This window comes from Streptomyces sp. NPDC014623, assembly GCF_043088245.1.
Taxonomy (GTDB): domain Bacteria; phylum Actinomycetota; class Actinomycetes; order Streptomycetales; family Streptomycetaceae; genus Streptomyces.
The window spans coordinates 1-25,175 of the sequence record NZ_JBIBZU010000034.1; the positions used below are offsets into that span (position 1 = coordinate 1).

9 protein-coding genes are annotated in these 25,175 nt (G+C 71.9%); 4 read left to right on the forward strand and 5 right to left on the reverse strand.

Translation table 11 applies throughout. The features are described from left to right. Positions 1-116 precede the first annotated feature (116 nt). Both ACF1FZ_RS33160 and ACF1FZ_RS33165 read right to left on the reverse strand, forming a co-directional pair. On the reverse strand, positions 117-611 hold the full coding sequence (locus ACF1FZ_RS33160; protein WP_391777088.1) for a hemerythrin domain-containing protein: 495 nt from the start codon (positions 609-611) through the stop codon (positions 117-119). Positions 612-1,147: 536 nt separating this feature from the next. Beyond that, a complete protein-coding gene (locus tag ACF1FZ_RS33165; protein WP_391777089.1) occupies positions 1,148-2,020 on the reverse strand; it encodes an MBL fold metallo-hydrolase in 873 nt (290 codons plus the stop codon). A gap of 525 nt (positions 2,021-2,545) precedes the next feature. On the opposite strand from ACF1FZ_RS33165, the gene ACF1FZ_RS33170 reads away from it, so the two are divergent. Further along, positions 2,546-3,820, forward strand: a complete 1,275-nt coding sequence (locus tag ACF1FZ_RS33170; RefSeq protein WP_391777090.1) for a PucR family transcriptional regulator — start codon at positions 2,546-2,548, stop codon at positions 3,818-3,820. A 403-nt stretch (positions 3,821-4,223) separates the two neighbouring features. Here the strand turns inward: ACF1FZ_RS33170 and ACF1FZ_RS33175 are convergent, their stop codons facing one another. After that, a complete protein-coding gene (locus ACF1FZ_RS33175) occupies positions 4,224-18,653 on the reverse strand; it encodes an SDR family NAD(P)-dependent oxidoreductase (RefSeq protein ID WP_391777091.1) in 14,430 nt (4,809 codons plus the stop codon). A 988-nt stretch (positions 18,654-19,641) separates the two neighbouring features. On the opposite strand from ACF1FZ_RS33175, the gene ACF1FZ_RS33180 reads away from it, so the two are divergent. From ACF1FZ_RS33180 to ACF1FZ_RS33190, 3 genes are all read left to right on the forward strand, one after another. After that, positions 19,642-20,403: a thioesterase II family protein gene (locus ACF1FZ_RS33180; protein WP_391777092.1), complete on the forward strand. Its 762-nt coding sequence runs from the start codon at positions 19,642-19,644 to the stop codon at positions 20,401-20,403. A gap of 566 nt (positions 20,404-20,969) precedes the next feature. Further along, positions 20,970-22,196, forward strand: coding sequence for a 2-isopropylmalate synthase (locus ACF1FZ_RS33185; protein ID WP_391777093.1), 1,227 nt, complete (start codon positions 20,970-20,972; stop codon positions 22,194-22,196). Beyond that, positions 22,193-22,981 carry a hypothetical protein gene (locus ACF1FZ_RS33190; protein WP_391777094.1) on the forward strand — a complete coding sequence of 263 codons (789 nt, stop codon included), beginning with the start codon at positions 22,193-22,195 and terminating at the stop codon, positions 22,979-22,981. The genes ACF1FZ_RS33185 and ACF1FZ_RS33190 overlap by 4 nt, the downstream gene beginning before the upstream one ends. A 180-nt stretch (positions 22,982-23,161) precedes the next feature. Here ACF1FZ_RS33190 and ACF1FZ_RS33195 read toward each other — a convergent pair whose 3' ends face one another. Both ACF1FZ_RS33195 and ACF1FZ_RS33200 read right to left on the reverse strand, forming a co-directional pair. After that, complete coding sequence (locus ACF1FZ_RS33195; protein ID WP_391777095.1) at positions 23,162-24,691, reverse strand: helix-turn-helix domain-containing protein; 1,530 nt, start codon at positions 24,689-24,691, stop codon at positions 23,162-23,164. Between the two features lie 153 nt (positions 24,692-24,844). Continuing rightward, positions 24,845-25,042 carry a DUF4236 domain-containing protein gene (locus ACF1FZ_RS33200; RefSeq protein WP_391777096.1) on the reverse strand — a complete coding sequence of 66 codons (198 nt, stop codon included), beginning with the start codon at positions 25,040-25,042 and terminating at the stop codon, positions 24,845-24,847. Positions 25,043-25,175: the final 133 nt, after the last annotated feature.

The following is a 25,175-nucleotide window of genomic DNA, read 5'->3' on the forward strand; positions in this document are numbered from 1 at the left end:
GGCGCGGGGGCCCGGCGGCGGGGGGGGGGGCCGCGCCCGGGGGGGGGGGGGGGGGGGGGGGGGGGCCCCCCCCCCCCCCGGGGGGGGGGGGGGGGCCCCGCCGCCGGCTGTGAGGTTCACTGCGCCTCTACGACCGCGCGGACATTGTCGATGCTCCCGCAGCCGGCCTTCAGGTGCTTCTCCCTGTCCCGGAGGAAGACCGCGCCGAGTTCGGCGCGCCGCTTGTCCGGAACGTTCTCCCGGGCCCCGTTGAGAATCGTGCGCTCCTCCTCGTCGAGGTGGTGCGTGACGGCCTTCGCGAGCTCCTCCAGCTTCTCGTCCCACTCGTCGGAGCCGACCTCTTCCACCTCCATGAGGGCCAGGAGTGCCTCGTTGCCCTCGTGGTGCTCCTCCTCGCCGTGCTCGACCTCCTCGTCGTCCACGTTCCGGAACCGCTTGAGCGCGGGGTACACCTCGGCTTCCTCCGCCTCCCCGTGGGCGATCAGGAGGGCGGCGAAGTCCTTCAGGGCCGCCTCCCGGTCCTCCTCGACACTCCGCATCCGCCGGAACAGTTCCTCCATGGTGCGATGGTCCTCGAGGATCACGGCCACCACGTCACGCGCTTCTGACACCACGAACTCCTTCTCTCGGTCGGTGTTGCGCTGTTACCCCCGGGCGGAGCGGACAAGCGGGGCGCGCGCTCGGCGCCCGCGTGTTCCGCGGAAACCCGGACCTGGTGGCGCAGTGACACGCCCAGGTCATTCGGAAGCCGTTTTCGTCCGGCTGATGTGAAGCCCTCCGTGGAAGGGCCTCCCGACGAGTCCCGCCCTGCCCGTCGCCACGCCGTGCGCCCCGCGGCGCAGGCGGTGCCCGCAACATCATGCTCGACACGTTCTGCGAGGAGTCCGGATACGGGCACGTGCCCGGGCGGCACCGTGACGTGGCGGACATCCAGGGGACGCACCTCGGTGATCAGTGGCACCTCCTGCTCGTGGCCGGCCACGGTGGTGGGGCGGTCGCCACCGCGGGGGTGCGGTCCCCAGGGCCCCGCGCACCCGCCCCGTCCCCGCCGACCGGCCGAGTACCGTCCGTCCGGCACCACGGCCCGGTCGGTCCGCGTCCACGTGCGGCCGGAGCGCGGGCGCCGAGGTCCCGGCCCGCAGCCGGCTCAGCGGTCAGGCCCCTGCGCACCGCCGGGGCGGCGCCTCACCTCACCGGCGGCGGGACCGACCAGCACGCGTTCACCCCGGGCACAGCGCACCACGTCGGCCGCGAAGCCCCCGCGATCCGCCTCGGCGAGGAAGTCGGACAGCGGGCTGCGCATGACGCCGTACTCCTCGTAGTGCACGGGCAGCACGCGCCGTGGCCGCAGGAGCCGGACGAGTTCGGCTCCCTGGCGTGCGTCCATGGTCACCAGCAGGCCGCCCGGCAGAGTGGTGCCGCCCAGGTGCAGAACGGCCAGGTGGAGGTCCGGGCAGCGCCGGGCGATCTCCTGGACGCCGGGGAACACCAGAGTGTCACCGGTGATGTAGAGACGCAGCACCGGTGGCCCGCCCAGGGGGCCGAACTCCAGCAGGCTTCCCATGACGGGCGGGAGGAGCGTCTGGAGGAGCCCGGGGGCGTGACGGCCCGGCAGCGCTGTGACGTGGACCTGCGTCCGGTCGCGCGAAAGTGTCTGCGACTGCCAGGTGCGCAGGCCGACCGCCCGGGAGAACGCATGCAGGCCCTGGAGCCGCCGGGAGGCGTGCGGTGTCGTGAGGACCGGCAGTCCGCGGTCCAGCCCCCGGCGGGCGACCCGGTCCCAGTGGTCCCCGTGCAGGTGCGACAGGATCACGGCGTCCAGGCCGGGCGGCAGATCGCGGACCCCGATGGCCGGCTCGGCCGAGCGACGGGAGAAGAGCCCGTTGCCCAGGTAGGCGAAGCTGCCCCGGTGCAGGAAATTCGGGTCGGTCAGCAGCGTGAGCGGTCCGTACCGGATGAGCAGAGTGGCGTTGCCGACGAAATGGATCTCCGCGAAGCCCTCGGGCGGGCGGTCGGACATGGCGTGCCTCCGGGGCCGGGACCGGCGATGCCTGCCCTTCATGCGTACTCCGGAACGCGCGCCGGCGCGACTTCGTGAGCGGGCGGGCCGGGCCGGGCCGGGCGGAGCGCTACGGCGAGAAGTGCGCGAGGAGACCGGCCGTCCCCGTGGCCGGCGATGCCGGAGGAGGCGGCGCCTGCCGGGCACGGACGACAGTACGCGCCCAGGCCACCGGGACGACGCACCCGGGCGGGACCACCTGAGGGCCCATGGCCGGCGTCACCCGTACCGCGCGTCATCGTCACCGGAGACCTCCCCGCGTGCGCAGCGGCACCGGCCGCTCGCTGTTCGCACCCGCCCCGCCGCCGGCCACGCCTGATCCGGACACCCGCCCCGTTCACCGGGGCTCCTGCACGTCCACGGCCGTCCACCCCGGCCCGCACAGCACATGGCGAGCGTCCGCACAGTACGGAAGTGGCAGAGTTCACTCCGGCGTCACCGTTTTCTCGATCATTCCCCACAAGGGCAGTTGTAAATTGCATACGCATGAGCACCACCTCGCCTGGCGTCCACCGCGTCACCGCTTTCGCGAAATGGATCGATGCGAATCCGGACGAAGTCGCTGACAGGCTGTTCCGAGTCTGCGTCACGTCTGTTCCTTCCTTCGCCACGAGCGGTCGCGAGATCGAGATCGCATTCCGTGCGGCGTTCTCCGCGTTCCTCCCGGCCGCCGGCAAGGCGGTCACCACAGGTGAGATCGATTGCGGGACCACGTTTCCCGCAGCCGCGGAGCACCTGGTGCGCCGGCTCCCCGCTGCGGGGATCAAACTCGTGGACCTCGTGCTCAGCTACGACATCGCGGGGAACGAGCTGCTCGACGCCTTCAGCAAGGCATTGCGAGGCAGCTCCGACTGGCTGGAGGACAGCGACCGCGCCGACATGTTGTCGGTGGTGATGGTCCGGTTGTTCCAGTTCCGCCAGGCTGCGCTGTCCCGGTCGATCGCGGTCTACCGCCAGGAGCAGCAACTACTGGAGCACTACGGGACTTCCGACGTACTGGACGCCGTCAGGAAAGTGCTGGCGGGCGAGTTGGGTGATGCCGAAGCGGAACGGCGTCTGGGCTACCGGCTGGACGGCCGCCACATGGGTTTCGTGGTGTGGGGATCCGAAGCCACGGAAGCCGCCTTGAAAGGGGTCGCGGCGCGGCTGGGCTCTCAGCTGCGGGCGCGGCAGAGCCTGGTGGTGCTGCCGGACGGACATGCTCTGCACGGATGGCTCAGCGTCCCGGACAACGTCCCCGGGGTGGACGTACTGCGTGCCCGCCTGCCCGTGCCCGCAGGCATCCGCGTCAGTCTGGGTACGCCCCACCACGGCAGCAGCGGATTCCGGATCACTCATCGTGAGGCGCTGGAGACCCAGAGTCTGACGGACCGGTCGACGACACAGCCCGTGCGTCCTGACGGGCCGGCCGCAACAAGCAGCATCGTCTCCATATGCGATGTCGTCCCGCTGGTCTTCGCCAGCCGCGACGTGGAACTTGCCCGACACTTCGTCCGCAGCCAGCTCGGAAGCCTCGTCGAACCGCGTCACTCGATCCTGCACGAGACCCTTCGTGTCTGGTTCGAAGAACTCGGCAGCCCCACCCGGGCCGCCCGACGCCTCAACGTGCACGTCAACACCCTCGTCAAGCGCCTCGACCGGGCCTCGGACATCGTGGCCCGGCCCGTGAACGCCACTGACTTCGCCTTCCGTCTCGCCTTCGAGCTGTCCAGGGTCACTCACGCGAACGATACGGGTGAATCCCCCGGGAGCGGTCACTGACCGGGCGACAGCGTCGAGGCCCGCACCGCACGGGTCCCTGTGCCGTCGAAGGGACCGGGCGCTCGCACCGGGCCTGCCGCGCGCAGTGCGGTACGGCGGCCGGCCCCTCCTCCGGCCCGCCCGCCCCCGACCCGGCGCGGCGGGCGCTTCGGGCCGGAGGCCGGGAACACCACGGCCGTACTCCGGCGACACCCGCTCGGCTTCCCCCCCCCGGCCGGGTCACTCCACGCCCCGCGGCGCTGAACACCCTCCGACGCGTCCGGAGCGCCCCCGCCCGCACAGCAGGAGAGGACGAGCCCCGCGCGGCCCCGGCCGGCGACGGGGAACTCCTGTGGGGGAGTGCCGCGTCAGCGGCCGGGACGCCGGTTCCACGGAACCGGCCCGTGTCACCTCCTCGTGCCGTTCACCCGGCCGATCGCCGGGCGTTCACCAAAGAGGCGATGTCGTCCTCCAAGGTGAGGTAACGGCCGGACAGAGGATCAGCTTCACCCGCGGCCAGGCGGACGAGCATGTCCGCCGAGCGACGGGGATCGGCGAGCCGCTGACTCTCACGCTGGGCCAGCAGCCACGCCCTGACCTCGTCGCTCCACCGCTCTCCGGTCAGCCCGCCCTCGATCTGCCGCCGGGTGATGCCGAGATCGACAAGGCCGGGGTGGTAACTGAACACCGCCACGCCTGTCCCCTCCAGTTCGGGCGCCAGGTTCTCACCCAGCTTGATCAACGCGGCCTTCGACACGGAGTATCCGGAGACGAGAGGCCACCGGTGCTTCCCCGCCGAACTGACGATGTTGACGATGCGGCCACCGCGCCGCTCGATCATGCCCGGCAGGACGGCGCGGCAGGCGCGGGTGCTGCCCCGGAGGTTGACCTCCATGGCCTGCCACCACGTGTCGTCGTCCGTCTCCCACAGAGGGCCGGCCGGACCGGTCACTCCTGCGTTGTTCACCAGGACGTCGACCGAACCGAACCGTTCGCAGGCCGCCGCCGTCAACCGCGGCATCGACTCGCGGTCACCCAGATCCGTCGGCAGCGCGAGGACCTCGGCCCGCCGTTCCCGCAGCTCGCGGGCGAGACCATCGAGCCTGTCCACGTCGCGCCCGGTCACCACGAGGTTCGCCCCGGCGTCCGCCACCGCCATCGCGAACAGCTGCCCCAGGGCTCCGGTGGCCCCCGTCAGCAGGACGGTCCGTCCCTCCAGGGGCAGCACCGGCTCGGGCAGTACCACGGCCTCACGCCTGTCCTCGACGACGCTCACCGCGGGCCTCGCGTCTCCGGCCGGGACGGAGACCTGTGTGTGCAGGTACCGTGCCAGAGCGTCCGGAGTGGGATGGTCGAAGACCACGGTGGCCGTGAGGGGCTGTCCCACCAGTTTCTCGATGCGGTTCCTGAGTTCGAGAGCCGTCAGCGAGTCGAACCCGATCTCGAAGAAGTTACGGTCCGCCTCGACGTCCTCCGTGGTGGTGAACCCGAGGACCGCCGAGACCTCCTCCGCCACCACCGTGTCCAGCAGTTTCGCCCGCTCGTCCGCTTCCAGGCCGGCCAACCGCTCCCCGAGCGCCCTCGGGGCTTTCGCCGGGCCCGGAGGCTTCGCCGCGGGCGACGCGTGGCCGAGGTGGTCGCGCAGCAGCGGTGTGAGGGGTGACGCCTCGGTGTCGGACAGGTTCCGGATGTCCAGCCGCAGAGGCAGCTGCACGGGATTGTCCGCGCCCAGCGCGGTGTCGAAGGCCGTCAGCGCGTCCACGGTGGCGAGGGGAGCGATGCCGAGACGGGCGAGCCTGCGCAGGTCACCACTGTCGAGGTGACCGCTCAACTCGCTGCGCTCCGCCCACAGCCCCCAGGCCAGGGACAGTCCCGCGTGTCCCGCCGCACGGCGCCGCTGCACCATGGCGTCGACGCACGCGTTGCTCGCCGCGTAGTTCGCCTGTCCGGCGCTGCCCCACCAGCCCGCGGCCGACGAGCACACGACGAACCAGTCGAGCGGGAGGTCCCGGGTGAGCTCGTCGAGGTGGTGCACGGCGTCCACCTTCGACGGCAGCAGTCCTTCCAGCCCCTCCCACACCAGTTCACGGAAGGTGCCGTCCTGGGTCGTTCCGGCCGCGTGGACGACACCGCGCAGCGGACGGTCCGCCGGCACGCGTGACAGGACACCCGCGAGCTGGCCGCGATCACTGACGTCACCGGCCTCGATCGAAGCCGTGGCGCCGAGAGCACGCAGCTCGTCCGCCAGCTCCACCATGCCGGGAGCCCGCTCGCCCCGTCGGCTGAGCAGCACCACGTGGCCCACACCGTGTGTCCGGACCGCGTGCCGTGCGAGCGCCGAACCCACCACGCCACCGGCTCCCGTCACCAGCAGGGAGGCCGTCGCCCAGGCAGTGCCTGAGCCCGCCGGAAGGGCGCCGGCCGCCTCCTGTGCGGAAGTGCCCGCCGCTGCCGTGACCAGACGGGGGGCATGCGCCTTCCCGGCCCGGACTGCGATCTGCGGTTCACCGTCCGTCAGGAGTGCCGCAAGCCCGTCGACCGATGCGGGGTCCCCGTCGACATCGACCAGCAGCAGACGTCCGGGGTACTCGGTCTGTGCTGTGCGCAGCATGCCCCAGACCGCTGCCTGCGCGGGGTCACTGCCCCCGGACTGTCCGTCCGTCATGACCGCGCCCTGCGTGACGACGACCAGCCGCTCCTGCGGGTTCCGCTCCTCGGCCAGCCACGCCTGCACCTCCGTCAGGACGGCGGAGAGTGCGGCACGCACCCGTGCGGGAGCCGGGGCGTCACCGCCGAGGCACCTCAGGAAGTGCACGTCCCCGCCATCCTGCGCCATACGGGCGGCAACCGCGTCCGCCCCGGCGTCCCCGGTCAGCACGAGGTGCCGGTACGCCGTACCGCCGGCCGTCGGTGCGGCCACCGGTACGGGCGTCCACCGCACCTCGTAGAGGCACTGCTGCGGCGTGCTGTGCAGAGCTCCGAGTTCGTCCGGCCCCATCACCCGCAGGGTCAGACCGTCGGCCGTCATCACCGGATCGCCGTCCGGATCCCACGCGGTGAGCGCCACGGTGTTGTCACCGGTCCGTACCAGCCGGACGCGCAGACGCGCGGCACCGTGCTGGTGGATCTCCACACCGGCCCAGGAGAACGGCAGCCGCAGTCCTGCGGCGTCCGGCAGCACTCCCGGCACCGTCAGCGGATGGAGCGCCGCGTCGAGCAGGGCCGGATGCAGCAGATACGCCCCCGCTTCCTGCTCCACGTGTTCCGGCAGTTCGATCTCCGCGAAGACCTCACCGTCCCGGCCCCAGACGGCGCCGGCACCCCGGAAGGCGGGTCCGTAGCGCAGGCCCCGCCACTCGAGGTCGGCGAACGCCTCCTCCAGGTCGAGGCGCTCCGTCCCGCCGGGCGGCCAGGCCGGCATCGTGTCGGCCCCGGGGCCCGTCCCGGTCGTCTGTCGCGTGAGCCGTGCCGTCGCGTTATCGGTCCACGGCTCGTCGTCCCCGGCCGTGACGGGCCTGGAGTGCACGCTCACGTCGCACAGTCCCTGACCGTCGGGCGGCGACATGAACAGCTGGACGTCCAGGTCGTCCTCCGGGGGGATCACCATCGGTGCGCGCAGGACGATTTCGGCGACCCGCGGGGCACCGGCCCGCTGGCCGGCCGCGGCCAGCATCTCCAGGATCGCGGTGCTCGGCGCGACGACGGCACCGCCCACCTGGTGGTCCGACAGCCACTCCGCGTCCGCGGTGGACAGCCGGCCGGTCAGGGCCACTGCGCCGCCTGCGAGGTGGATCGCAGCGCCCAGCAGCGGATGTCCCAGCCGCCCGGGCAGCTCCGCGGTGCGGTGGGCGGCAGGGGCGGGGGCCGGGTCGAGCCAGTACCGCTCCCGCTGGAAGGCGTAGGTGGGCAGCTGCAGCGGTGGCTGGGCCCCGCCCGCCCCACCGAGCACCGAGCTCCACTGCACGGGGGCGCCCTGCACGAACAGACGGGCCACCGCCTCGAGCAGCGCCCTGTCCTCCGGCCGGTCCTTGCGCAGCAGGGGGACCAGCGTGGCCCCGGACGGGTCCTGCAGGCACCCCGCGGCCAGGGCGGACAGTGTTCCGTCCGGTCCCAGCTCCACGAGCGTCCGCACTCCCTGTGCTTCCAGGGCGCGTACGCCGTCGTGGAACCTGACGGGTTCGCGCACGTGCGTCACCCAGTACCCGGCCGAGGCGAAATCGCCGGTTCCGGCCTGTGCGCCGGTGAGTGTGGAGACCAGCGGGATCTGCGGCGCACCGAAGTCGATCCGGGACACGACGGCGCGGAAGCCGTCGAGCATGGGCTCCATGAGCGGCGAGTGGAACGCGTGGCTCACACGCAGCGCACGGGTCCTGCGGCCGCGCCGCTCCAGTTGTCCGACGATGTCCGCGACCTGCTCGCTGCCGCCCGACACGACCGTGGCGGCGGGCCCGTTGACAGCCGCGACACCGACGGCGTCATGACCCGCCAGCAGGGCCTCGACCTCGTCCTCCGGAGCCTGGACCGCGACCATGGCGCCGCCTTCGGGCAGTTCCTGCATCAGACGGCCACGCGCCGTGACCAGTGCGGCGGCGTCCGGCAGCGACAGGACGCCGGCCACGTGCGCCGCCGCGATCTCGCCGACGGAGTGGCCGGCCAGGTACGCCGGACGCACCCCCCAGGAGGTGATCAACCGGAAGAGGGCGACCTGCAGGGCGAACAGGCACGGCTGTGCGTACTCGGTGCGGTTCAGCACCGCGGCCGCCTCGGGGTCGTCGGGGTCGGCGAAGACGACGTCCGTCAGCCGGCGGTCCAGATGGACCTCCAGGGCCGCGCTCACCGCGTCGAACGCCTCGGCGTACGCGGGGAACGCCCGGTACAGCTCGCGGCCCATCGCCGGCCGCTGACTTCCCTGTCCGGAGAACAGGAACGCGGTCTTCCCCGCCTCGCGGGTGTCGTCGGCGAGAACGGCGTGAGGATGCGGTTCCCTCCGCGCGGCGGCGGACAGTCCGCTGACGAGCTCCTCGTGACCGGTGCCGAGCATGACGGCGCGGTGCCTGAAGGTCGCGCGCCCCGAGGCCAGTGTCGCGGCGACCGCGCGGCCGTCCGCTTCGGGCCGCCCGTCGACGAAATCGAGCAGACGGGCCGCCTGGGCCACGAGGGCGTTGCGCGTCGTGCCGCTGAGCACCCAGGGAAGCACGTTCGTCGCGGACCGCTCCGGAGCGGGGTCCGCCGGGGCGGGGTCCGCCGGGTGCTCCAGGATCACGTGTGCGTTGGTGCCACTGATGCCGAAGGAGGAGACGGCCGCTCGTCGCGGGCCGTGCTCCGCCGGCCACGTCCGCTCCTCGGTCAGCAGCCGGACCGCCCCGGAGCTCCAGTCGACGTGCGGTGTGGGCTCACTCACGTGCAGCGTCCGCGGCATGACACCGTGATGCATCGCCATGACGGTCTTGATGACGCCGCCCACCCCGGCGGCCGCCTGGCTGTGCCCGATGTTGGACTTCAGCGTACCCAGCCACAGGGGTCGTTCACGGTCGTGTCCGTACGCCGACAGGAGCGCCTGGGCCTCGATCGGGTCGCCCAGGACGGTGCCCGTGCCATGCGCCTCGACCACGTCGATGTCCTCGGGGGACAGTGCCGCGTTGGCGAGGGCCTGCCGGATGACGCGCTGCTGGGCGAGACCGCTCGGGGCGGTCAGACCGTTGGAGGAACCATCCTGGTTCACCGCGGAGCCGCGCACGACGGCCATGACCCGGTGGCCGTTGCGCCGGGCTTCCGACAGCCTCTCGACGACGAGCACACCCACGCCCTCGGCCCATCCGGTGCCGTCCGCGTCGGCCGAGAAGGACTTGCAGCGTCCGTCCGGGGCGAGCCCCCGCTGCCGGCTGAAGTCGACGAACGTGCTGGGGACGGACATCACGGTCACCCCGCCCACGAGAGCCAGCGAGCACTCCTCCTGCTGCAGTGCCTGACTCGCCAGGTGCAACGCGACCAGGGAGGACGAGCACGCGGTGTCCACCGCCATCGCCGGCCCCTCCAGCCCCATGACGTACGAGACCCGGCCCGACGCCACGCTGCCCAGGCTGCCGTTGATCAGGTAGCCCTCCATGCCGTCCGGGATCTCGTGGAGGCGGGAACCGTAGTCGTGGTACATGACGCCGGCGAACACGCCGGTCGGTGAGCCCTTGAGCGTCTGCGGGTTGATGCCCGCGTGCTCCAGCGCCTCCCAGGACGTCTCCAGCAGAAGTCGCTGCTGCGGGTCGGTGGCGAGCGCCTCACGCGGGGAGATACCGAAGAACTTGGCGTCGAACATCGCGGCGTCGTGCAGGAAGCCACCGAACCGTGTGTGGCTGGTGCCCGGCAGGTCCGGATCGTCGGCGAACAGTGTCTCGAAGTCCCAGCCGCGGTCCGTGGGGAACGGCGTCACGCCGTCGGAACCGCTCGCCACCAGGTTCCAGAGATCGTCGGGGGAATCGACGCCTCCGGGGTAGTGGCACGCCATGCCCACGATGACGATCGGGTCGTCCTCCACGGCCGTGGTGGCCGTGGTCCGCGGCACCTGGGCCGCCGCCGGCTCCTCCCCTGCGTCGAGGGCCTGCACGAGGTGATCAGCCAGCGACGAGAGGGTGGGCCGGTCGAACAGCAAGGTGGGCGGCAACCGGAGCCCCGTGGCCTCGTTCAGGATCCCGCGCAGCTCGAGGGACATCAGCGAGTCCACCCCCAGCTCCGAGAACGACGCCTCCCACTGGTCCTCACGAAGGTCCTGCCGTCCGAGGACCGCGGCGGTGCTCGTGCGGACGAGGTCCGTCAGGATCTGACGCCGCTGCTCCCCCACGGGCGGCAGTGCCATGGGTGAAGGGCCGGCCGGGACGGGGGCCGGACTCGCCGGCTGCGACTGTGCCGCGTGCACACGGGCCGGGACGCGCGCACCGGAGGCGTGTGTCGCGAGGAAGGGCGGAAGGGATTCCGTGACGGCCTCCGGCAGGCCGGCCGCGCCCAGCCGGACCGGTGCGAGGACCGGTTCCCGCCGCGCCAGCGCACTGTCGAACGCCCGCAGCGCGTCCGCCGTGGACAGCGGCTCGATCCCCACACGTGCCATCCTGCGGATGTCCACGTCGCTCAGGTGCCCGGAGAGTTCACTCTTCTCCTCCCACAGCCCCCAGGCGAGCGACAGCGCGCGGTGACCCGCACGGTGCCGGTCCTCGATCAGAGCGTCCACACACGCGTTCGCCGCCGCGTAGTTCGCCTGTCCGGCGGTCCCCCACCAGCCGGCGACGGACGAGCACGCCACGAACCAGTCCAGCTCCAGTTCCCGGGTGGCCGCGTCGAGCACGTGCACCGCGTCCACCTTGGCGCCGAGCACGGCGTTCAACCGGTCGGGAGTCAGAGTGCTGACGAGGTTGTCCGCCAGCGTCCCCGCGGCGTGGACGACGCCCCGCAGCGGGTGCGTGGCGGGGATGTCCGCCAGGACCGCGGAGACCTGCCCGCGGTCGGCCGCGTCACAGGCGGCGACGGTGACCGTGGCCCCCAGCTCCCGGAGCTCGTCGGCGAGTTCGGTCACGCCCGGTCCCGCCGCGCCACGCCGGCTCATGAGGACGACATGGCCGACTCCTTGAGTGGCTACGACATGACGGGTGAGCGCCGAACCCACCACGCCTCCCGCTCCGGTCACCAGCACCGAGGAGTTCGCCCACCCTGATCCGGCGTCACCGCCTGGGCCGGCCGCCGGCGACGGTGCGCCGGCCGATGCCTCGACGTGCTCCAGTCGCGGGACGAGGAGTTCACCGCCCCGCACCGCGAGCTGCGGTGCCGCGGCGGCCACGGCCGAGGAGAGCCCTCCGGGCACGTCCGGCGTCCCGTCCGTGTCGATGAGCCGCACCAGCCCGGGGTGCTCGGTCTGCACCGTCCGGACCAGTCCCCAGACGGCCGCGTGCACCGGATCGACCGCCGCGTCGGAACCGGTCGAACACGCCTGCCGGGTGATCACCACCAGGCACTCGCCCTCATGCCGTGGCCCGGCGAGCCACGACTGGATCCGCTCCAGCACCGCGGCCAGCCCGGCGCGCACCCGCTCGGGTGTCGTCCCCGCGAAACCGCTGACGCGGTCGACCGCCGCGGCGGCACCGGCCAGGTGGTCGCGGGCCGCCTCGACGCCAGGACCGTCGCCGACCACCACGCATCGCTGCGCCGACGGAGCCTGCCCACCGCTCGCGGTCGCAGCCCCGAGCGGTTCCCACACCATCCGGTACAGCGGCTCCTCGCGGCCGGCGGACAGCGCCAGCCGAAGTTTCTCCGCCGACACCGGCCGCAGCACCACACCGGCCTCGAGGACGGGGCCGCCCTGGGTGTCCCAGGCCGTCAGGCGGACCGTGTCAGGTCCTTCCCTCCGCATCCGCACCCGCAGAGCCGAGGCTCCGCGGGCATGGTGGCGTACGGCGGACCAGGAGAACGGCAGCCGCGCGCCCCGCGCGTCGGGCAACAGCTCACCCGCGGCGAGCGGGTGCAGCACCGCGTCCAGCAACGCGGGGTGCAGCAGGTACGCGCCGGACTGTGCCGCGTCGGCGTCCGGCAGCCGCACCTCGGCGAACAGTTCGTCGTCGTCGCGCCAGACCGCCCGCACGCCGCGGAAGGCCGGACCGTACGTGAGGCCGCGTGCTGCGAGTTCGCCGTAGTGGTGCTCGACGTCCAGCGCCACGGCGCCCGCCGGAGGCCACGCGGTCAAGGACTTTGCGCCCTCCGGCGCGGCTGCCGGCTCCCCGCCCAGCGTCCCCGTGGCGTGTGAGGTCCACTCGTCGGCACCGGCACACCGGGCGAGCAGGTGGAGCGCGGAGACACCGGGGGTGCCCGTCGCCTCGATCCTCACCTGCACGTCGGTCGCCGCACCGTCGGCGATGACCAGCGGAGCGTGCAGCAGCAGTTCCGTGACCTCGCCGTGGCCGGTCTGCGCGGCGGCCCGCGCCGCCGTCTCCAGCAGCGCCGTACCCGGCACCACGAGGGCACCGCCCACCCGGTGGTCGACGAGCCAGGGGAGGCGCCGGGTGCTGAGCCGGCCGGTGAGCACCGCTCCGTCGTCCAGCTGCACGGCCGCCGCCAGCAGCGGGTGCCCCACCGGGATCAGGCCGGCGGACGCGAGGTCCGCCTCCCCGGCGAGCGGTTCCAGCCAGTAACGCTCGTGCTGGAACGCGTACGTCGGCAGTTCCACCACGCGGGCGTCCGTGCCCGAGAAGCAGGCGGTCCGGTCGATCTCCGTGCCCGACGCGTACAGCTGGCCGACGGCGAGGGCCAGTGCCGTCCGCTCGGGCCTGTCCTTGCGCAGTACCGGCAGGATCAGCCGGCCGGTGTCGTCCAGGCAGCCTTGTGCCATCGCGCTCAGCACGTCGTCCGGGCCGAGTTCCAGGAAGCGGGTGACGCCCTGCTCCCTGAGGTGGCGGACGCCGTCGGCGAAGCGCACCGTGCCCCGTGCGTGCGTGACCCAGTGCCCGGCGTCACCGAGTTCCTGTGCGGACGCGCCGCGCCCGGTGAGGTTCGATACGAGGGGGATGTCCGGGGTGCCGTAGGAGAGACCCTCCGCAACGCTGCGGAAACGTTCCAGCATGGGCTCCGTCAGGGGCGAGTGGAAGGCGTGGCTGACCGCCAGCCTGCGCGTCCTGCGGCCGCGTCGCGCCCACTCGCCGGCGAGCGCCAGTACGGCTTCCTCGTCACCGGACAGGACGACCGACTCAGGGCCGTTGACGGCCGCGACGCTCACCCGGTCGGTGAGGTGCGGCAGCACCTCGTCCTCGCGAGCCTGAACGGCGACCATGGCACCGCCCGCGGGCAGTTGCTGCATCAGACGGCCGTGCTCCGCGACCAGCAGCGCCGCGTCCGGCAGGGACAGCACGCCGGACACGTGTGCGGCCGTCAGTTCTCCGATCGAGTGACCGGTGACGTAGTCCGGCCGGATCCCCCGGTCCTCCAACAGCCGGTACAGCGCCACCTCGACGGCGAACAACCCCGCCTGGGTGTAGACCGTGCGGTCCAGCAGTTCCCTGTCCGTACCCCAGACGACTTCGCGCAGCGAACGGTCCAGATGCCGGTCCAGCTCGTCCACCACGGCGTCGAACGCGGCGGCGAACACCGGGTGCTCAGCGTGCAGTTCCCGGCCCATACCCAGGCGCTGGGCGCCCTGACCGGTGAACATGAAGGCGAGCTTGCCCTCCGGCACGACGTGTCCCTTGCCCACGCCCGGAGCGCTGCGGCCGCCCGCCAGGGCCTCCAGCCCCGCCAGCAGCTCCTCGTGGTCGCGGCCGACCACGACGGCGCGGTGCGGGAAGGCGGTACGCGCCGTGGCCAGTGAGTACGCGATGTCCGACGGCCGCAGTTCGGGCCGCGCCTCGACGAAGGAGCGCAACCGCTCCGCCTGGGCCGCCACGGCGGCCGGGGACTTCCCACTGACCACCCACGGAAGGGCCGTCCGCTCCGTCGTGGGGGCCTGCTCCGGCCGGTCGTCGGCCGGCTCGTCCGAGGGAGCCTGCTCGATGATGACGTGGGCGTTCGTTCCGCTGATGCCGAAGGAGGAGACAGCCGCACGCCGGGCCCGCTCGCCCTCGGGCCAGGGCTGTGCCCTGGTGAGCAGCGCGACGGAACCCGCGGACCAGTCGACCTTCCGTGACGGCTCCTGCACGTGCAGCGTCCGGGGCAGTACGCCGTGTCGCAGGGCCATGACCATCTTGATCACGCCGGCGACACCTGCCGCGGCCTGGGTGTGCCCGATGTTCGACTTCAGGGAGCCGAGCCACAGGGGATGCTCGACGTCGTGTTCCTGTCCGTAGGTCGCCAGAAGCGCCTGCGCCTCGATCGGGTCGCCCAGCGTGGTACCGGTGCCGTGTGCCTCCACCGCGTCCACCCCGGCCGCCGACAGGCCGGCGCTGGCCAGCGCCTGCCGGATCACCCGCTGTTGCGAGGGCCCGTTCGGCGCGGTCAGGCCGTTGGACGCGCCGTCCTGGTTGACCGCGGAACCCCGCAGCACCGCAAGGACGCGGTGACCGTTGCGCCGGGCGTCGGACAGCCTCTCCACCACCAGGACACCGACGCCCTCCGCCCATCCGGTGCCGTCCGCCGTCTCCGAGAACGCCTTGCAGCGGCCGTCCGCGGCAAGTGCACGCTGACGTCCGAACTCGGTGAACATCCCGGGCGTGCTCATCACCGTGACGCCTGCGGCCAACGCGAGGGAGCACTCGCCCTGACGCAGCGAGTGAGCGGCGAGGTGGAGCGCCACGAGGGACGACGAGCACGCCGTGTCCACCGTGAGGGCGGGCCCTTCGAGCCCGAGGCTGTACGCCACCCGGCCCGACACCACGCTGCTCGCCAGGCCGGTCAGGAGATGCCCGGCGACATGGTCCGGGCTTTCGTGCAGACGTGCCCCGTAGTCCCCCGCCATGGCCCCGGCGAAGACGCCCGTCCGGCTGCCCCGAAGGGTGTCCGGCACGATGCCGGCCGCCTCCAGCGCCTCCCACGACGTCTCCAGCAGCAGCCGCTGCTGGGGGTCCATCGCGAGTGCCTCGCGCGGTGCGATGCCGAAGAACTCGGCGTCGAACCCGGCGGCGTCGTACAGGAAACCGCCCTTGCGGGGGCGTCCCTCACCGGCCGCACCCCCGACGAGGGGATCCAGCACGTCCCAGTGGCGGTCGGTGGGACAGTCGCCCAGGGCCTCCTCCGCGTCACACACCAGTCGCCACAGATCCTGCGGGGACCGGACGCCTCCGGGGAACCGGCAGCTCATGCCGACGATGGCGACGGGATCGTCCTCGACCGGTATCGCCGAGGCCCGCACGGCCTCGGTCACCGCCGCGGAAGCACCACCCGCACCGCGCAGGGAGTCGATCTCCCCGGCCAGGCGCTCAGGGGTGGGGTGGTCGAAGACGACGCCGGACGGCAGTGCGAGTTCGGTGGCGGCATTGAGCCGGTTGCGTAGCTCCACGGCCATGACCGAGTCGAAACCCTGGTCCTTGAACGACCGGTTGACCTGGACGTCCGCCGGATCGGTGCGCAGGACCAGGGCGGTCTGCGCACGGACGAGGTCGAGCGCGGGGACCAGCGCGTCGGTTTCCTGTCGCTTCGGCTCGGCGTCCGCCTGCCACAGCGCGGTGACGGCCGGCGCGGGGCCGCTCGGGCGTGAGGGCCCGGCGTCTATCCAGTGCCGCCGCCGCTGGAACGCGTACGTCGGAAGCTCGTGCGCCGGCAACGGCTCGATGCCGTCGGGAAGGAACTCGGTCCAGCGGACGCGAGCGCCTCGCACGTACATTTCCGCGAGGCAGGTGAGGAACCGCTCCAGCCCCCCGTCGTCGCGCCGCAGCGAACCGGTCGTGAAGACGCCCGCCACGGCTGCTTCGTCGGCGATGTCGGCGACGGCCGCTGTCAGGACGGGGTGCGGACTGCACTCGACGAAATTCGTGTGACCCGCGGCCAGCAGCTCCTGGACCGCCGTGCTGAAGCGCACCGGCTCGCGCAGATTGCGTGCCCAGTACCCGGCGTCCAGGGTGTCACCGTCCACCCAGGCACACTCCACCGTCGACATCAGGGGCACCCGCCCGGCGACCGGTGTGATGCCGGCCAGGTCGTCGAGGAGTTCATCCCGCAGGGAGTCCACCTGCGGGCTGTGCGAGGCGTAGTCCACGGCGATGCGCCAGACCTTGACGCCGGTCTGGTCCCATTCGGCCTCCAGGCCCTCGAGAACCTCCGGATCGCCGGAGAGCACGGTCGACCTGGGGCCGTTGACCACGGCCACCGAGACGCCGGGGTGGGACTGGATCCGCGCCCGTACCTCGTCGGCCGGCAGGCCGACCGCGGTCATGGCTCCCTTCCCGGCCAGCCGGTCGGCGATCAGCCTGCTGCGCAGTACCACGATCTTCGCGGCGTCCTCCATGGACAGCGCGCCGGCGACGACGGCAGCCGCGATCTCCCCCTGGGAGTGGCCGACCACGGCATCGGGCGACACACCTGCCGCCTCCCACATGGCCGCGAGGGACACCATGACGGCCCACGAGACGGGCTGGACGATGTCGACCCGCTCCAGTCCTTCCCCGTTGGTCAGCACGTCGGTCAACGACCAGTCCACGTGGGCGCCGAGTGCCCGGTCGCAGCGTGCTATGCGGTCGGCGAACACGGGGGAGGAGGCGAGGAGCTCCTTGCCCATGCCCACCCACTGGGCGCCCTGGCCGGGGAAGACGAAGACCTGACGGGTGTCACCCGAGGAGTCCGCGTGTCCCACGACGGCACCCTCACCGGGTGCTCCCTGCGCGATCAGGTCGAGCCTCGCCCGCAGCGCGTCCCGGTCCGGAGCCAGGACGACGGCCCGGTGGTCGAAGAGCGTGCGGGACGTGAGCAACGTGGAGGCGGCGCCGACGGGGTCGGCATCGGGCCGCCGCGCCAGGAACTCGTGCAGTCGCGCGGCCTGGCCGCGCACGGCTGCCGCGCTCCTGGCACTGAGCACGTAGGGCACCGGCGTCCCACCGGCGGCCGCCGGGGCGACAGGCGTCTTCGCCGGAGCGGCGGGCACCGTCCGGGGCGCACCGGCCAGGACGACGTGACAGTTGGCCCCGCCCATGCCGAAGGAGCTCACGCCGGCCAGCCGTTCGTGGGCCGGGTGGTCCCAGTCGGAGAGTTCCGTCTGGACGCGCAGCCTGAGTTCCGCGAAGGGAATGCGAGGATTCGGCCGCTCGAAGTTCAGGCTCGGCGGAAGCTGGCCGTACCGGATGGCCAGGACCGCCTTGAGCAGCCCGGTGATGCCCGCGGCACCCTCCAGGTGGCCGACGTTCGTCTTGGCCGACCCCACGGCGAGCGGTGCGCCGTCCGCCCGTCCGGGGGCGGTCACCGCGCCCAGCGCGGCGGCTTCGATCGGGTCGCCGACCTTGGTGCCGGTACCGTGCAGCTCGACGTACTGCACCTTGCTCGGCTCGACGCCCGCACGCTCGTACGCCATCCGCAGGACGGATTCCTGCGCCGAGGCGTCGGGGGTGGTGAGGCCGTCGCTCGCCCCGTCGTTGTTCACCGCGCTGCCGCGGATCACGCAGTACACCGTGTCACCGTCGGCCAGTGCCTTGTGCAGGGGCTTCAGGACGACGAGGCCACCGCCCTCACCCCTGACGTAACCGTTGGCCCGCTCGTCGAAGGTGTGACAGCGGCCGTCGGGCGACAGCCCGCCGAACTTCGAGGCGGCGACCGTGCTGTCGGGCGCGACGTTCAGGTGCACACCGCCGGCCAGCGCCAGTTCGGATTCGCCCGACCGCAGGCTCTCGCAGGCCAGGTGCACGGCGACAAGTGAGGAGGACTGGGCGGAGTCCACGACGAAGCTGGGACCCCGCAGACCCCACGCGTACGACACGCGGTTCGCGATGAGGCCGCGGCTCAGACCGACCACGGTGTGGTGGTCGATGCTCTTCAGGCCCTGCTGCTGGCTGAGCGTGGCGTAGTCGGCGCCGATCGCGCCGGCGAAGACGCCGACGTGTGCTCCGCGCAGGGAGCCGGGCACCACACCGGCGTTCTCCAGTGCTTCCCAGCTGAGTTCGAGCATGAGCCGCTGCTGCGGGTCCATGGCCGCAGCCTCACGAGGGGAGACTCCGAAGAATTCTGCGTCGAAGTGGCCGACGTCCTCCAGGAAACCGCCCCAGCGCGAGTTGGTCCTGCCCAGACGGGTGGTGTCGGAATCGTAGAGCGCTGACGCGTCCCACCGCCCGTCCTGGACCTCGGTGACAGCGGCCGCACCGGTGCTGAGCAGGCGCCAGAAAGCATGGGGGTCAGTCGCACCGGGCAGGCGGCACGACAGTCCGATGACCGCGATGTCGTCGCGAGGGCTGAGAGATCCTGGAGAAACGCTCATTGCACTGTTCCCATCTTGCGGCAGTGACGAAATCCCCGCCGGGGCGCATGGGTCACACGACGTGTGAGGGCGCCGCAGCGCGACGGAGGGCACGAAGCTGGCTGCGGAATATCATTCGTTGGAAATACGTCGGCGGAACGAAAGGATAGGGTCGCGTGTAGTTTTCGTGTGACGTCACCCAGGGGTCAGGCGTCGTTCTTCACATACACGTACACGGCCTTGTCGATGCGTTACGGGAAGAGTTCGAAACGAGCATTTGATTACGTGGTGACGCCACCTGGTAAGTGCACTTCCTCTTCAGGTGCCTTGTCGGCCGAGTATCTTTCCGCTCTCGCTGCGGACAAACGGGCGGCCACTGCGGACGGTGAGTACGAGCAGCGGGTGTGATCACGTTAGGCATGCCGGTGATCTGCTATCAAGGGGCTCTCCCTACACCGCCCGGTGGTGTCACCCACCCCCTCGATCCGGCGTCGTGCGGACTGTGGGCGAGGGGCGCGCGGCGGCATCGCGGTGCCGGGCCCGCCGCGCCGGTCGGGCGCGAAGAGGACGTCCGGCGCCTCGCGGTCCGCGCACATCACCTGGCACGTGGCGTCCCCCCATGCGCGGTCGCACGGCTTTACGGGGCTGCCGCACGCACAGTAAGGGCCCGGAGAGGTGGCTGTCCGGAGGTAACGGCTCACCCGCCCTCCAGCGGAAATCCTCATGACATTTGAGGGCGACGCCTCAATTTCCCCGGGCCGCTGGACAGATCGGCGGGGGCGGGTCAACAATGATCCAGTCCGCACCGAAAACGATCGCCGGCGGCCGGGCCGGATCCCAATGGCCTGTCTTTTCGGGCGCGTTCGTGGAAAGAAAGAGCATCCGTCGGCATCTCTTCCTCTGCCGCATACCCGTGCGAAGACCCGGTGCGAAGGATGCATCCCGCCTCGGCGATTCCCCGCCGGAGATCGCCCTCGGGTCGCTACGGACCCACCGTCGAGGAGTAACCATGGTGAGTCACGCCGCCCACATCACGACCGAAGGAATACAGCGGTTCCATTCGTCCCCCGGTGCGGAAACGGCATTGGTGTGCTTCGCGCACGCCGGAGGCGCTGCCGGCTACTACCGGCCCCTCTCTGCCGCGCTGAGTCCTGGCATCGACGTCTTGGCGATCCAGTACCCCGGGCGTCAGAACCGCAGAACCGAACCGCTCGCCGGCACCATCGATCAGCTGGTCGACGACAGCATGGAGGCACTGGCTCCGTGGACCCACCGGCCCCTGGCCCTGTTCGGGCACAGCATGGGAGCCGTGGTCGCCTACGAGGTGGCCGGACGGCTGACCGCGGCCGGCGGTCCGCCCCTGACCCTCATCGTCTCCGGCTGCCGCGCACCCGGTGAGGAGCCGGGGCATGAGGTGCACGTGCGGGACGACGACGGTCTCGTGGCGGAGATCAGGCGATTGGGCGGGACGGACACGCGCGTGCTCGATGACCCGGAGATGCGTGCTCTGTTCCTGCCGGCTCTCCGCGCCGATTACCGGGCCGTGGAGACTTACCGGCACGCCGGGGGGCCGCGACTCCCCTGCCCCGTGCTCGCCCTGGCCGGCGACACCGATCCAGTGGCATCCCCGGCCGACATGCGCCACTGGGCTGCTTGGACATCGGCACGGTTCGACCTCCTCAGCTTCGACGGCGGCCACTTCTACCTGGCAGACCGTTACACGGCCGTGGCGTCCGCCGTACGCGACCATGTCATCGCGCTGACCCGCTGAATGTGGCGGCGCCGAGAGGGAGGGGCACCCGGGAGCACAGGACTGGTCCGTGCCTCCGGGCCGGGTCCCGGAGGACGTCCCATCGACAGAACCGCGCTGATCCAGGCGCAGCGGTGCCTTGCCGCTCCGTGCCGGGGGCGACGACGGTCTGCCCGTCCGAGGCGGTGAAGACGCCCTCGACCGGCCGCTCGGCCATCCGCGGTGCTCCGGGACGCGTCAGGGCCACGAGCCGGTGGCGTCCGGCCCGGCGGATCCGGGCCGGGCCCCGGAGGGGGCGAGGAGTTCGAGCACGGCCGGGTCCTGGACCCGCGGGTCCGGCACCCGCTTGGAGGCGGGTGGACGGCACCTCCGCCTACGGCCCCGCTCCAGGTCCTCGGTGAACTCTTCCCGGGCGGGTCCACGTCCCCGGCAGCGGGCGGCGCCCCGGAGTACGGCAACCCGCCGGCCGGGGGAGCGGCACGGGGCATCCCACCGAGATCTTCACCGGTTCTCACCTGTGAAGCATCTCCTCGTTAACAATTTCATGATCATTTTTGAGTGTGTCAATTTCGGCCCAGGAGGCTTCGATGGATGTAGTGCGGCAGTCGGCCCAGTCCGGTCGTGTGGTGATCTGGGAGGAGTCCGCCCGTGACGGCGCCCAGGCCAAGACGCTGATGACTCCGGAGTTCCGGGTGCGGCTGGCTCATGAGACCGGGCGTGTGTTCGGTGCGGACGGGCCACGGCACGTGGTGTTCGCCGCGGGCTTCCCCGCGGTGTGCGACGAGGAGTTCGAGGCGGTCCGCCAGGTCGCGGCCGAGGCCGAGGAAGCGGTCAGTGTGGCCGCGGTGTGCCGGGGTGCGCTCAGGGACGTCGAGCAGGCCGTCGCCTCGGTGCGGGGCAGCCGCAACGCCCGCGTGATGGTGGTGGTTCCGGCATCCGAGGCGATGGCACAGGTGATGGTCCACAAGACCGCCGAACAGGCTCTCCAGGGCGGGGTCGACCTGGCCAAACTGGCCCGTGACCTGGACGACACGGTCGCGGTGGACATCTGCCTGGCGGACGCCTCCCGTGCCGACGCCTCCCTCATGAGCCACTACGCGCAGGCCATGACCGAGGCCGGTGCGGGCCTGGTGGTGCTGGCCGACACGGTCGGCGCGCAACTGCCCGGTGCGTGCCGCGACATGTTCACCGCGGTGCGGGCCGGAACCGACGAGGACGTGGTACTCGCCACCCACCTGCACAACGATCTCGGGCTCGGGCTGGCCAACACGCTGCAGGCCCTGGCCGCCGGTGTGCGGGTGGTGTCCAGCTCCTGGCTGGGCCTGGCGGAGCGGGCCGGCATCGTGGCCACCGAGCAGTTGCTGTTCCTCCTCGCCCGGCACGCAGAGGAACTCCTGGACACCGACGCGACACCCTGGTGGACCGCCCCCGACCTGACCCGGCTCCCCACGATCGCGCAGATGGTGGCCCAGGAGACCGAGGTGCCGCTGAGCGTCACCACCCCGATCGTCGGCACGGGAGTGGGCACCATCTCCACCGGCACCCCGTTCGTCCACCCGCAGCTCTTCCAGCCCTACGACCCCACCGAGGTCCTGGGCATCCAGCCCAAGGTCCTGCTGACGCAACTGGCCAGCGCTCGCGTCATCAACGCCGCCGCCACCCAGCTCGGCCACCACCTCGACAAGGAACAGACCCGCGCGGCGATGAACTGGGTGAAGAAGCGCGCCTTCCGCACCGGCAGGGCCGTCGTCGAGGACGCCGCGTTCGCCGACTACCTCGACGGCCTCGTCCACACCGGCCGGATCAGCGCATGACCGGCACACCACCAGGACACTCCGATCGCACACCGGTGTCGCTCGCGCAGGCCGGACAGGCCCTGCACGACGGGGCGGCCGTGGTACTCCCCAACCCGGCACCGCTCACCCACGTCGTCACCGCCCGCCGGGCCCGGGCCGTCAACGAGGCCAAGGGCCGCCCCGGCGACCAGCCGGTCGCCCTGTGGGCCCACCACCCCGACACACTGCGCGACCTCGACCGGATCTGGGAACTGGGCCCCGTACAGAGGGCGGCTGCCCGGTGGCTGCTGACGCAGGAACACCTCACCGTCCTGGTACCGGTGCGCGACAGCAGCGACCTGCCGGCCTGGGCGGCCCCCGCGGCCAAGGACGGCTGGATGCTGCTGTTCGGGGCCCGCTGGCAGCCCCTGAGGCCCCTGCTGGACCCACTGCCGCTCCTGTACGTCAGCAGCGCCAACCGCACCGGCCGTCCACCCGCCGCCACCACCACCGACGCCCTGGCCATGTTCCCCGCCACCGTCCCCGTCCTGTCCGTACCGGAACCGGGAGATCCGCACACGGCGACGGCCGGCACGGAGCGGCGGGCCACGACCACGGTCCGCCTGCACTCCGACGGCCGGCTGGAACTCCACCGGCACGGCGCCCAGGACCGGCCCCACGCCGACCCCGGCCACTACCTCCAGCAACTGCGCACACGCTGCGCGCAGGCAGCGCGGCTCCACGGCACCGACGGGCCGCCCCCGGCCGCGCCACCCGGTCCGGCCGCACCCGCGACCCCGCTCCCGGGCGGAGGACCTGAATAGGGCGGCAACGCAGGAGAACGGGCGGGCACCGAACACGGCGGCCGAACCGACGGCTGCACCGCCCCGGCCCGTTCGCGCAGGCCGGGACCGTGCGTGAGACGCCCGCGAGCGCGGGCGTCTCCGTCGGCGAGGTGAATGCCGTGGAAAGGCACGGCACCGGGACCTCGCGGTCCTTGCCGGTCAGATGTCGCGGAAGATCTCGATCTGCGCCCCCACCGAGTTCAGCCGCTCCGCCAGCTCCTCGTAACCACGGTTGATCACGTACACGTTCCGCAGCACGGACGTGCCCTCGGCCGCCATCATCGCCAGCAGCACCACCACCGCGGGCCGCAGCGCGGGCGGGCACATCATCTCGGCGGCGCGCCAGCGGGTCGGGCCCTCGACCAGGACGCGGTGCGGGTCAAGGAGCTGGAGCCTGCCGCCGAGGCGGTTGAGGTCGGTGAGGTAGATCGCGCGGTTGTCGTACACCCAGTCGTGGATCAGGGTCTGGCCGTGCGCGGCGGCGGCGATCGCCGCGAAGAACGGCACGTTGTCGATGTTGAGTCCGGGGAAGGGCATCGGGTGGATCTTGTCGATCGGCGCCTCCAGCTTGGAGGGCCGGACCGTCAGGTCCACCAGCCGGGTGCGGCCGTTGTCGGCGGCGTACTCCGGCGTGCGGTCGCAGTCGACGCCCATCTCCTCCAGGACCGCGAGCTCGATCTCCAGGAACTCGATCGGCACCCGGCGGATCGTCAGCTCGGATTCCGTCACCACGGCGGCGGCCAGCAGGCTCATCGCCTCGACCGGGTCCTCGGAGGGGGAGTAGTCGACGTCCACGTCGATCTCCGGCACACCGTGCACCGTGAGGGTCGTGGTCCCGACCCCCTCGACCCGTACGCCGAGCGCCTCCAGGAAGAAACACAGGTCCTGGACCATGTAGTTGGAGGACGCGTTACGGATGACCGTCGTACCGTCGTGCCGGGCGGCGGCCAGCAGGGCGTTCTCCGTCACCGTGTCACCGCGCTCGGTCAGGACGATGGGGCGGTCCGGCCGGACCCCGGGGTCGACCTGGGCGTGGTAGAGCCCGTCGGTCGCCGCGATCTCCAGGCCGAAGCGGCGCAGCGCGATCATGTGCGGCTCGATCGTGCGTGTGCCGAGGTCGCAGCCGCCGGCGTACGGCAGGGTGAAGCGGTCCGTGCGGTGCAGCAGCGGGCCGAGGAACATGATGATGGAGCGGGTCCGGCGCGCGGCGTCCGCGTCGATGGACTCCAGCTCGAGCCGCTCGGGCGGAAGGATCTCGAGGTCCACACCGTCGTTGATCCACCGGGTGCGTACACCGATGGAGTTGAGGACCTCCAGCAGGCGGAAGACCTCCTCGATGCGGGCCACCCGGCGCAGCACGGTGCGGCCCTTGTTGAGCAGGGAGCCGCAGAGCAGCGCGACGCACGCGTTCTTGCTCGTCTTGACGTCGATGGACCCGGAGAGCCGGCGTCCGCCGACCACACGCAGATGCATGGGCCCGGCGTAACCGAGCGACACGATCTCGCTGTCGAGTGCTTCGCCGATGCGGGCGATCATCTCAAGGCTGATGTTCTGGTTGCCGCGCTCGATGCGGTTGACGGCGCTCTGACTCGTGGCGAGCGCCTCGGCGAGCTGACTCTGTGTCCAGCCACGATGCTGACGGGCGTCACGGATGAGCTTGCCGATACGTGCGAGGTAGTCGTCTTCCATGTTCGCACGCTATCTCAGATATGAGATGAAGATCGCGTCGGGGTGTGCGGTTCGGGTGCCGGTCCGGCTGCCGGGCCGCGGGTGGGCGCCCTGTTCGAAGGGTCAGGCGCACCCGGCGACCCGGCGCGAGGGGCTCGGCCGAACGGGTGAGGGTCAGCCGCTGCGGCGGCGCGTGGTCCTGCGCCACCCGAACGGACCCGGCAGGTCCATGGACGTGGTGCGCCGGCCCGTGCTGCTCGTGGTGCGCTTCGGGCCGTGCCGTCCGCCGGTGGTGACGGACCACGAGCGGCGGTTGATGTTCAGCCGGACGCCCGGAAGGATCTGGAAACTCTTTCGGAATGTGAGCGGCATCTGCGCCTCCTCTGCTCTGTCAGGAGTACGCCTGTCCCGAAGCCGCCCGCTCATGCGTGGAACGTCACGGAACGTCCGGAGCGGCGCAGGACACAGGTGCCCGGGCATGACCGCGCGGCGGCGATGTACTAGA

Coding starts and splice junctions, on each gene's coding strand:
- ACF1FZ_RS33165 (WP_391777089.1), bottom strand. CDS start 2,020: ATGTCCGACCGCCCGCCCGAGGGCTTCGCGGAGATCCATTTCGTCGGC.
- ACF1FZ_RS33170 (WP_391777090.1), top strand. CDS start 2,546: ATGAGCACCACCTCGCCTGGCGTCCACCGCGTCACCGCTTTCGCGAAA.
- ACF1FZ_RS33175 (WP_391777091.1), bottom strand. CDS start 18,653: ATGAGCGTTTCTCCAGGATCTCTCAGCCCTCGCGACGACATCGCGGTC.
- ACF1FZ_RS33180 (WP_391777092.1), top strand. CDS start 19,642: ATGGTGAGTCACGCCGCCCACATCACGACCGAAGGAATACAGCGGTTC.
- ACF1FZ_RS33185 (WP_391777093.1), top strand. CDS start 20,970: ATGGATGTAGTGCGGCAGTCGGCCCAGTCCGGTCGTGTGGTGATCTGG.
- ACF1FZ_RS33190 (WP_391777094.1), top strand. CDS start 22,193: ATGACCGGCACACCACCAGGACACTCCGATCGCACACCGGTGTCGCTC.
- ACF1FZ_RS33195 (WP_391777095.1), bottom strand. CDS start 24,691: ATGGAAGACGACTACCTCGCACGTATCGGCAAGCTCATCCGTGACGCC.
- ACF1FZ_RS33200 (WP_391777096.1), bottom strand. CDS start 25,042: ATGCCGCTCACATTCCGAAAGAGTTTCCAGATCCTTCCGGGCGTCCGG.